The 9,486-nt window shown below is 66.0% G+C and carries 8 protein-coding genes; 3 read left to right on the top strand and 5 right to left on the bottom strand.

The window, feature by feature from the left end:
* The first annotated feature begins 49 nt into the window (after window positions 1–49).
* The 3 genes from ACNPP0_RS06210 to ACNPP0_RS06200 all read left to right on the top strand — a co-directional run bounded on the left by ACNPP0_RS06210 (window position 50) and on the right by ACNPP0_RS06200 (window position 3,653).
* Window positions 50–589, top strand: a complete 540-nt coding sequence (locus ACNPP0_RS06210) for a VOC family protein (protein WP_448705302.1) — start codon at window positions 50–52, stop codon at window positions 587–589.
* A gap of 80 nt (window positions 590–669) precedes the next feature.
* On the top strand, window positions 670–1,947 hold the full coding sequence (locus ACNPP0_RS06205) for a ribulose-bisphosphate carboxylase large subunit family protein (RefSeq protein WP_448705301.1): 1,278 nt from the start codon (window positions 670–672) through the stop codon (window positions 1,945–1,947).
* Between the two features lie 101 nt (window positions 1,948–2,048).
* Window positions 2,049–3,653: a four-carbon acid sugar kinase family protein gene (locus tag ACNPP0_RS06200; RefSeq protein WP_448705329.1), complete on the top strand. Its 1,605-nt coding sequence runs from the start codon at window positions 2,049–2,051 to the stop codon at window positions 3,651–3,653.
* Between the two features lie 76 nt (window positions 3,654–3,729).
* Here ACNPP0_RS06200 and ACNPP0_RS06195 read toward each other — a convergent pair whose 3' ends face one another.
* The 5 genes from ACNPP0_RS06195 to ACNPP0_RS06175 all read right to left on the bottom strand — a co-directional run bounded on the left by ACNPP0_RS06195 (window position 3,730) and on the right by ACNPP0_RS06175 (window position 9,478).
* Window positions 3,730–6,381: a DNA internalization-related competence protein ComEC/Rec2 gene (locus ACNPP0_RS06195; RefSeq protein ID WP_448705328.1), complete on the bottom strand. Its 2,652-nt coding sequence runs from the start codon at window positions 6,379–6,381 to the stop codon at window positions 3,730–3,732.
* Between the two features lie 134 nt (window positions 6,382–6,515).
* A complete protein-coding gene (locus tag ACNPP0_RS06190; protein ID WP_332608579.1) occupies window positions 6,516–7,310 on the bottom strand; it encodes an SDR family NAD(P)-dependent oxidoreductase in 795 nt (264 codons plus the stop codon).
* A gap of 16 nt (window positions 7,311–7,326) precedes the next feature.
* Window positions 7,327–7,833 carry a 2,4'-dihydroxyacetophenone dioxygenase family protein gene (locus tag ACNPP0_RS06185; RefSeq protein ID WP_046805743.1) on the bottom strand — a complete coding sequence of 169 codons (507 nt, stop codon included), beginning with the start codon at window positions 7,831–7,833 and terminating at the stop codon, window positions 7,327–7,329.
* A gap of 25 nt (window positions 7,834–7,858) precedes the next feature.
* Window positions 7,859–8,887 carry a LacI family DNA-binding transcriptional regulator gene (locus ACNPP0_RS06180; protein WP_332608580.1) on the bottom strand — a complete coding sequence of 343 codons (1,029 nt, stop codon included), beginning with the start codon at window positions 8,885–8,887 and terminating at the stop codon, window positions 7,859–7,861.
* 60 nt (window positions 8,888–8,947) lie between these two features.
* A complete protein-coding gene (locus tag ACNPP0_RS06175) occupies window positions 8,948–9,478 on the bottom strand; it encodes a VOC family protein (RefSeq protein ID WP_332608581.1) in 531 nt (176 codons plus the stop codon).
* Window positions 9,479–9,486 lie beyond the last annotated feature (8 nt).

Raw genomic sequence — 9,486 nt, 5'->3', positions numbered from 1 at the left:
GGGGGGGGCCGCGTCCCCCCTCTTCGTTTTCCTTTTATAAAGATCCATCATGAGTCGTTTCCTGGGCGAAATCCGCCAACTCGGTTATGTGGTGCACGACATCGAAGCCGCCATGGAGTACTGGAGCAACACGCTGGGTGTGGGCCCGTGGTACTACAACCCGCGCGTGCCGATCGTCAATTACCAGTACGACGGCGAAAGCCACCAGCCGCACAATTCCGTGGCGCTGGCCAACTCCGGCTTCGTGCAGGTTGAACTGATCCAGACGCGCAACGACGTGCCGTCGATGTACCGCGACTTCCTGCAAGCCGGCCGCACCGGCCTGCAACACGTGGCCTACTGGACCGAAAGCTACGACGCCGATCTAGAACGCCTGCTGGCCCAGGGCTTCAAGCCCAAGATGAGCGGCGAAGTCGGCGAGAAAGGCCGCTTCATCTACTTCGACACCGAATACCACCCGGGCACCGTCATCGAACTGTCGGAAGTGGCTGGCCCCAAGGGCCGATTGTTCGACTTGATCCGAGAAAGCGCCAACGGCTGGGACGGCAAGGACCCGGTCCGCCCGTTCCCGGATTTGTCGCGCCTTTGATCTGCGGACGCCTGCCGGTGCCTGCTGTCCCTTGCTGACCCAACATTGCCGCCCGCCGCCACCTTTGAATTCCCAAGCCTATGAATTCCCAGTCCTTTAGCGCGACCTACCTGATCGAAACCCCGATGGACCCCGCGCGGGTCGCCGAAGTGATGGCGGGCGAGCAGTCCTGCGGCACCTTCACCCGCGTGCAAGGCGAAACCGACGAGCTGCGCGCCCGGGCCCGCGCGCGCATTGAATCCATCGACCTGCTGGACACCACCGACACGCCCAGCCTGCCCAACGCCTGGCTGGCACGCCAAGCGGGCGGCATGCCGGGCAGGTACCAGCGCGCCCGCGTCCGCATCGCCTTTCCCGTGGCCAACGTAGGCGCCAACTTGCCCACGCTGGCAGCCACCGTCGGTGGCAACCTGTACGACCTGGGCGAAGTCACCGGCCTGCGCCTGGAAAGCATGGAGCTGCCCGCCAACTACCGCGCCCAATTCGACATGCCGCAAGTAGGCATCGCCGGCACGCGCCAATTGACGGGTGTGACAACGGGACCGCTGGTAGGCACCATCATCAAGCCCAACGTGGGCCTGTCGCCCGAGCAGACCGCGCATCTGGTCGCCCAGCTGTGCGCGGCCGGCGTGGACTTCATCAAGGACGACGAGGTGTGCGCCAACCCCGCGCACGCGCCGCTGGCGCAACGCGTCGCCGCCGTCATGGCGGTAGTGCGCGCCCACCGCGAACGCACCGGCCGCCAAGTGATGGTGGCGTTCAACATCAGCGACGAAACCGATGCCATGCGCCGCCACGCCGACCTGATCGAACGCGAGGGCGGCACCTGCGTCATGGCCAGCCTGAACTGGTGCGGCTTTTCCGCCATCCAGACCCTGCGCCGCAGCACGCCGCTGGCCTTGCACGGCCATCGCAACGGCTTCGGCGCCTTGTCACGCGCGCCCTTGCTGGGCATCGGCTTTCAGGCGTATCAAACCCTGTGGCGTCTGGCCGGCGTGGACCATATGCACGTGCACGGCCTGCAAGGCAAGTTCGCGCAGGAAGACAGCGAAGTCGTGGAATCCGCGCGCGACTGCCTGGCCTCGCTCACGCCCGGCATCGACGACCCGGTCATGCCCGCGTTCTCGTCCGGCCAATGGGCCGGCACCGTGCCCGCCACGTGGGCGGCCGTGCGCACCGATGATTTGATGTTCATGTCCGGTGGAGGAATTCTGGCGCACCCGGATGGGCCGGCAGCGGGCGTGCAGAGCATTCGGCAAGCGTGGCAGGCGGTGCGGGATGGACAGGCGTTGGACGACGTTGCGCGGAACGCGCCCGAGTTGAAGCGGGCGTTGGAATTTTTTGGTGGGCGGGCATGACTGCGGGGGTTGTTAGCGCTGGCAGTGGGGCGGGCAGCGCCAAAGATCACGACGGCCCAGGCCATGCCGATGACGCGGGCAGCGCAAATGCCGCAAGCAGCCTGACCGCACCAAGCATCTGCTGGTACGGCGACGATTTCACCGGCGCCACCGACACGCTGGCCGAAGTCGCGCGCGCTGGCCTGCGCGGCTTGCTGTTCCTGGGCGTGCCCACGCCTGAACAACTGCGCCGCGCCGGCCCGCTGGACGCCATCGGCATCGCGGGCGCCGCGCGCGCCATGTCCCCCACCGATATGGAAACGGAACTACGTTCTGTCGGCCGCTTCATGGCCGGCACCGGCGCACGCGTGCTGCATTACAAGTGCTGTTCCACCTTCGACAGCGCCCCGCACGTCGGCAGCATCGGCGTCGCCATCCGCGAACTGCGGCGACACATGCCGAACCGGCTGGTACCGATTGTGGGCGGGCAACCCAGCATCGGACGCTATTGCAGCTTTGCCCAATTGTTCGCCCGCGCGGGGGCCGCGCCGGAGGTGTATCGCATTGACCGGCATCCGGTGATGAGCCAGCACCCGGTCACGCCGATGCATGAGGCGGACTTACGACGGCATCTGGCCGCGCAAGGGCTGGAGGGGATTCGGTCGGTGCCGCATATTGCGTATCCGCGTTTGCGGGGTGCTGGGGATGCCGGTGCGTCGGGTGCGTCGGGTGCGTCTGGTGCGCCTGGTGCGTCTGGTGCGCCTGGTGCGCCTGGTGCGCCTGGTGCACCTGGTGCGATCGGTGCGATGGGTGCGATCGGTGCGATGGGTGCGACGGGTGCGATCGGTGCGATGGGTGCGACGGGTGCGATGGGTGCGAACGACGTCGCCCAACTGGATGCCTGGATCGACGACCTGATCAACACCAGTGACGGCCCGGTCCTGTTCGACGTGACGGACGACGAGCAACTCGCCGTGATTGGCCGCCTGATCTGGCGCGCGGCGGCAAGTGCGCCGTTGTTGGCGGTTGGCCCAAGCAGCGTACAGCAGGCGCTGGCGCGCGCAGCGGCGTTCGAGCGCGACGCAAGCGTGTTTCAGCGTAACCACGGGCTGGCTGGACCCGATGGAACGACGGCAGAGCATCGTGGCAAGATTGCCGGCCGCGATGCCGCTGCCTTTTTACCCAGTGGCGAGGCACCGCTCCCCGCCGCCTCCGGCCCGGTGCTTGTCATGGCCGGCAGCTTGTCACCCGTCACCGCGCGGCAGATTGCCGCCAGCACCCGCTACACGCACCAGCCGCTGAAAGTACAAGCGCTGCTGGAATCACCCACCTACGTGGCAGAGCAAGTCCGCCTGGCGACCGCAGCCTTGGCGCAAGGACACAACGTGCTCGTCCACACCGACCGCCCGGACCAAGCCGTTACCAGCGGCCAGGCCGCCAGTGCCGCCCGCGCCACCGCACAGCTTGCCGCCGCCATCATCACCGCCAGCGCGCAAGCGGGAACCCGGCTTGCACGGGTCGGCATCGCCGGCGGCGACACATCAAGCCAAGCCACGCTGGCGCTGGGTTTGTGGGGTTTGCAGTTCCGATGTGTGTTGGCGCCCGGCGTCACCGTCAGCGTTGCGCGCAGCGACAACTCCGTGGTGGATGGTGTGGAGTTGATGCTTAAGGGCGGACAGATGGGCGGGGACGATTTGTTTGATCGGTTGGTGATGGGTGTGGGGTAGCACAGCGGCGGCTAGACTGGCTGCGGTCCGCGTCTAACCGTCCCCACGCGCTTGCCTATCGCGCCTTAGCCGACAGTCATCGCCCATGCCAGTAGCGCGCACCGTCACCACGCTGCGACCAAACCGACAGACCGTTTGCAGTGGATAGAGCCATCACCGCGCCGTCCCGGTCACTACGCCAGAACACCGCCCCCGCCGCTAGCCAACGCCGCTCCACCGCCGGGGCGGGATGGCGGAAACGGTTTAGATGGCCCGCTTGCGCAATGGCATGAGTGGCTTGCACGGCGCGTACCCAGTCGCGCCCGGATGACGAGGCTGAGCCGTGGTGCGGGGCCAGCACCACATCGGTTTTAGGCACCCCGCGTGCGACGAGTTCGCGTTCCTGCGCCACGCCGATGTCGCCTGTCAGCAATAGCGAATGGCTGGCTCCCTGTACGAACAACACGCAGCTGTCCGCGTTCCGGTCCACCGGTTCGCCGTTGCCGCCGTTGGTGGGATGCAGAAAGGTGAACCGCACGCCGTCCGTCTCCCAGGAGTCGTCGCGGCGGCAGCGCAACGTACGATCGGGCAGCGTGGACGGCGTGCCGGGCGCCGCTTGGCTCGACGCCGCACCCGACGCCGGCCCACCCACCGTCCCTCCCTCCGTCCCACCCGCCGTCCCTCCCTCCGTCCCACCCGCCGTCCCGCCTACCGTCCCTTTCGCCGTGCCGCCTACCGTCCCTTTCGCCGCCCCGCCTACCGTCCAGCCCCGCCTCCCACCTACCGTCCCGCCCACCGTCCCCACCACCGGCCACACACTGGCATCCCGCCGTACAAACGCCGCCACATCAAATGACGCATAACTACGCCGCACCGGTACCGCCGCCAGCACCGCTCGCGCGCCGCCGACGTGGTCTTGGTCGGCGTGGGACAGCACCAGCACATCCAGCACATCGATACCGCGCGCCTGCATGAACGGCGCCACGACTCGATCGCCCGCGTCGCTGCCGCCGTAATGGCGCGGGCCGGCATCGAACAGCAGGGTCTGCGTTGCCGTTTCGACCAGGATGGCGCTGCCCTGCCCCACGTCCAGGGCCGTCATGCGCCAATGGCCGGGATCGGGCTTGTCCGGCCGCCAGCACAGCAGGGGCAGCATGCAGACCCAGCCAAGGTGTCGCGCTGGCCAGCCGCGCACCTGCAAGGCCCATACCATGCCGGATACCGCGACCAGCAGCCAAGGCCAAGGCGCCGCCGCCACGGCAAAGCTGGCCCAATCAGCATTGCCTACCCACGCCACCGGGGCCATGGTGTAGTCGAACGCCGCCAACCCCACCTGGCCGACCCACGCGGCCACCGCCTGCGCACCGGGCAACACGGACAGCGCCGCGCACAGCAACGCCAAGGGCGTGACGATGAACGTCACGGACGGAATTGCCACGGCATTGGCCAGGGGCGATCCGACGGATACCTGATACACCAGAAACGCCAGCAGCGGCGTCAAGCCCAGTGTGACCAACAGCTGCAAACGCGTGGCTTGTGCCAACCGGCTTGCCCAACGGCGGCGCCAGCCCGCCTCGGCATCAAACGGCAGCTCGGCAATGCGCAGCAATATCGCCACCGCGCCGAAAGACAGCCAGAACCCCGCCGACAACGGCGCCCACGGGTCCAACGCCACCACGCCCGCCCCAGCGCACGCCAACACCCTGCCCGCCGTGAGCGGCAGCCGCGACATCACCGCCGCCAGCACCACCGACAACATGAAGAACGTGCGCCGGGCCGGCACGCCCCATCCCGCCAGCAGGCAATACAGCAGCGCCACCACTGCCGCCGCCGCGCCGCCGGCCACGCGCGACGGCACGAATTCCGGCAAGCCCGTCCCACGCCATCGCGCCCGCCGCCACCCCGCCGCCACCAGCACGCCCGCGATACCCGCGATAGACGTCACGTGCATGCCACTGATCGATACCAGATGCGTAATGCCGCTGCGGTTGAAGATGCGCCAGTCATCGCGCGCCACGCCCGCTTGGTCGCCAATGGCCAGTGCGATCAACACCGGTGCGTAACGGTGTTGCCCCAAGGCTTGCCGCAGACCCACGCGCACGTGGTGTCGCGCCCGTTCGATGGCCACCCCCGCCGACGCCCAAGGCTTGTCATCCAACAACTGCGGCCGCCCACGCACCGTGCCCACCGCCCGCAAACCCCGAGCGAACATGCGCCCTTCCGCGTCCGGCCCTGCCGGGTTCAGTACGCCATGCGGTCGCCGCAACACAAGCGCCATGCGCCAGACCTGGCCGGGCAGCAGTGCGGGCAGCGGGGCCGTCGCCCCCGGCGGCGCTTGCCATGTGACCTGGATGCGAGACGGAATGCCCGGGCGCGCGGGCTCGGCTCGTTCGGCGATGAAGCGATGATGCCGGTCATCGCCGTCCGGCAGCTCGGCTACGCGCAAGGTCAGGCGGGAGACTTGGTCCTGATGCAAGTCCGCCAGTGAATCGTCAAGGCGCAGGTGCGCTTGAAGGCACGCGTTAAGCGTGCCGGCGCAAAGGCCCAGCACAAGAGCACAGACAACGCGCAAAGAACCGGCGCGGCATCGCAGGCGATCCGCAGCCGCAACGCCGGCCGAAACGACGGCCGAAACGACGGCCACAACGACGGCAGCAACGACGGCAGCAACGCCTATCAGCGACAGAACGAAGGCGCCGGGCAATACCGGGAAACACTGCACCCACGCCGCGCCGCCCACGAACGCCAGGCAAAAAGAACGACCGGTGATGTCCGCCTCCTGAAACCAGAAGCGTAGGACAAGCCGGCCGTAAGCCAATCACCGAATGAACGTTTTTATCCGCCTCGGTTTGCCGCAAGCGGGCGCCCTGCCACGCAAGCCGCTCACAAACTTGACCCCCCATCCACCACCATCAAACACCCCGTGACATAAGCCGACTCGTCAGACGCCAGAAACAGCGCCGCGTTTGCAATATCCCACGGGCTGCCCTGGCGCCCCATCGGGCACCTGGCGTCCCGCGCCTTATGCCCTTCTTGCGCCGCCTCGCTGCTTGCATACAGCGCGTCCGCATGCGGCGTGCGGATCATGCCGGGGATGATGCAGTTGCACCGCACCTGATCCGCCGCGTACTGACGGGCGATGACCCGCGTCATGTGGTTGACGGCCGCTTTTGCCGTGCTGTACGACAGGAATTGCATCGGGCTCCATTTCAGGCTTGCCGTTGACGACACGTTGATGATGGCCCCGCCGCCGCGCGCCTTCATTTGCGGCAGAAAGGCGCGCGCCATCGCCATGGACCCGCGCACGTTGACCGTCATGACGCGGTCCCACTCGTCGTCTTGCACGGCGAGCAGGTCGCCCTGGATCTCGATGCCGACATTGTTGTGCAGGATATCGATGCCGCCAAAGCGCGATGCCACGTCTTGCGCCACCCGCGCGATTTGCGTCGAATCCGTGACGTCAAGCTCGATGGCTTCCGCCACACCGCCTTCCGATCGGATTTGCTGGGCGGTCTCTTGCGCGGCGGCCAAGGACCGGTCGGTGCAGATGACCGTCGCGCCTTCGCGGGCGAAGCGAATCGCACAGGCTGCGCCATTGCCCACCTGATCGGCGGTGGAAAACGAGTTTCTTAACGTTCCGGCGCCGGCTACCAGCGCCACTTTTGATGCCAATCGCATGACCCGCCCCCTCCGATCAGTCGCGCGTGAACTCGGCGCCGCCCTTGGGGCGGATATAGCGAGGGATGGGCAAGCCTGCCTTCTTGGCCGCGTCGATAATCGAATCCTCGATGGCGCCGGCATCGCGGATGTTGGCGAACTGGCCGTCGATGAAGTTGATGTTGGCGCCGAAAACAACCATGAATCCTTCGGCCGGCTCCTTGGCGTCCTCGGGTACTGAAAAGGTGTGAACGGAGCCGCCCGGCTCGTACAGATAGCTGCCGGCCGTCTGCACGTCGTTGGGATATTCCAGATAGTTCCACTGCCCCTTGGTGGTGTAGAAGTGAACGACGCCGGTATGAAAGTGCGTGGGCAGGCGGGTGCCCGGCGCGAACTTGCCGTACAGCACCCACACGCCGTTTTCCCGATCCAGGAACAACGGAATGATCGACGAGCCCGGGGCGGCGCCTGGCAGCTGGACGCCGTCTTCGATGTTGACGGTCAGCAGGCGATCTTGATGGGTGACGGTGTACGGTAGTGTCATGAGCGTTCCTGATTAGGGTGTAGGGTCAAGACGGCGCTGCGGGCGCGCACGATTCGCGCAATATCAGCTGCGTCTTGATAACGATGCGATCGCCTTGCGCGGGCGCGCTCTGGCGATCAAGTTGCTTTAGGACCAGTTGTGCCGCGCAAGTGCCCACCGCCTCAAGGTCCCAACTAAGCGAGGTGATGGCCGGGCTGAACAGCTGAGACAGATCGGTGTCGCCAATACTGATCACGCTGATATCGTTGGGCACCGCGTCTCCGGTATGGCGCAGTGCTTGCAGCACGCCGGACAAAATTCTGGTTCCCAGGCATACAAACGCGGTGGGTCGATTCGCGTGCGATAACAGCGACATTGCCTCGGAAAACGCAAACTGCATGGCGGACTGTTCCGCCCGGATCAGCGCCGGGTCAGCAACCATGCCGCGCTCTTTGAATGCTTGGCGAAAGCCCGCGATACGCTCTTTGCCGGTGCGCAAATCCGTACCCGGCGTCAGCAGCGCAATCCGTGTGTGGCCCAGGTTCAGCAGATACTGGGTCGCCTGGAACGCCCCCGTTGCATGATCCACATGGATACCGACGGACACGTCGCCAAACTCCCGGTCCAGCGCCACAACGGGAACTTCTTGAGACAGCTTGTCGATCAGGTCGGCGGATTCTTTTTCGCACGGGCCCAAAATCAACGCGTCAACACGCCGGCCGCGAAAGATGTCGATCAGCGACGCTTCGCGACGCCTTTCGTTATGCGTGCTGGCCACCAGCAACGAATAGCCTTCGGCCTGTAGCGCGGTCTCGGTTGCGGTGATGATGCGGGCGTACAGCGGGTTGGCCAGGTCGGACACCAGCAGCCCGATCACGCCCGAGGACTTCGTGCGCAGGCTTCTGGCCACGGCGTCCGGGCGATAGTCCAGGCTGCGTACCGCCTGCTCGACCGCCACGATGGCGGCTTCGCTGACACGGCCTGTGCGGTTCAGCGCGCGCGATGCCGTGCCCAGGGATACCCCCGCTTTCTTGGCGACGTCGCGTATGGTGATTCGGGTGCTTCGGTCTTTCATGATGTTGGTTTTGTCTGTGCCGGAAGTGGCTAACATACACCGTCTTCGGCGCTGGGCCGGCTAGGTGCGCGGGCGTATCGGCGCGGACCCATCCCAGGTTTCTCCCGCCCTTCTGATCTCGTCGAAATATTCGCCCTTGCCGCCTTTCATTTCAGACACTTCGATCATGCCGCTGGGCAAATCAGGATGCACGAAGTACGCGAAGCGGCCGCGCAGGCCCATCCTTCCGCCGTGCCCTTCTTCGTAGCCACCGCCACGCAGCCGGTCGCAAAACTCGTCGAAGTTGTCCAGCGTCCAGAACGCCACGTGCTGCGCGCATTCCCCGTTTGCACGCAGGGAATCCAGATAAAGCGATGGCGCCTCGTCTCGTTGCTGGATCAGCTCGATTTGCAGGTCGCCGGAATTGGCCAATGCAATCGACAGGCGCGGTGGTTGCGAGACCTGGCCGCGATATCGGAATTCAGTAGTCCCGACCTCTTCCTTGTAGAACCAGGGCCCGACGCCCAGCACCTCGGACCAGTGGCGCATGGCCTTTTCAATGTCGCGGACCACATAGCCCACTTGCCGGACGCCGCCAAAAAGCTTGCTCATTGATGTTC

Source organism: Achromobacter semiaridum (genome assembly GCF_053543755.1).
Note: the sequence above shows the minus strand (reverse complement) of the source record. Positions and strands in the feature narration are given on the sequence as shown.

Excerpts from the sequence above, each read along its gene's own strand:
- ACNPP0_RS06185 (WP_046805743.1), bottom strand. The coding sequence starts at position 7,833 with ATGACACTACCGTACACCGTCACCCATCAAGATCGCCTGCTGACCGTC.
- ACNPP0_RS06205 (WP_448705301.1), top strand. The coding sequence starts at position 670 with ATGAATTCCCAGTCCTTTAGCGCGACCTACCTGATCGAAACCCCGATG.
- ACNPP0_RS06190 (WP_332608579.1), bottom strand. The coding sequence starts at position 7,310 with ATGCGATTGGCATCAAAAGTGGCGCTGGTAGCCGGCGCCGGAACGTTA.
- ACNPP0_RS06210 (WP_448705302.1), top strand. The coding sequence starts at position 50 with ATGAGTCGTTTCCTGGGCGAAATCCGCCAACTCGGTTATGTGGTGCAC.
- ACNPP0_RS06180 (WP_332608580.1), bottom strand. The coding sequence starts at position 8,887 with ATGAAAGACCGAAGCACCCGAATCACCATACGCGACGTCGCCAAGAAA.
- ACNPP0_RS06175 (WP_332608581.1), bottom strand. The coding sequence starts at position 9,478 with ATGAGCAAGCTTTTTGGCGGCGTCCGGCAAGTGGGCTATGTGGTCCGC.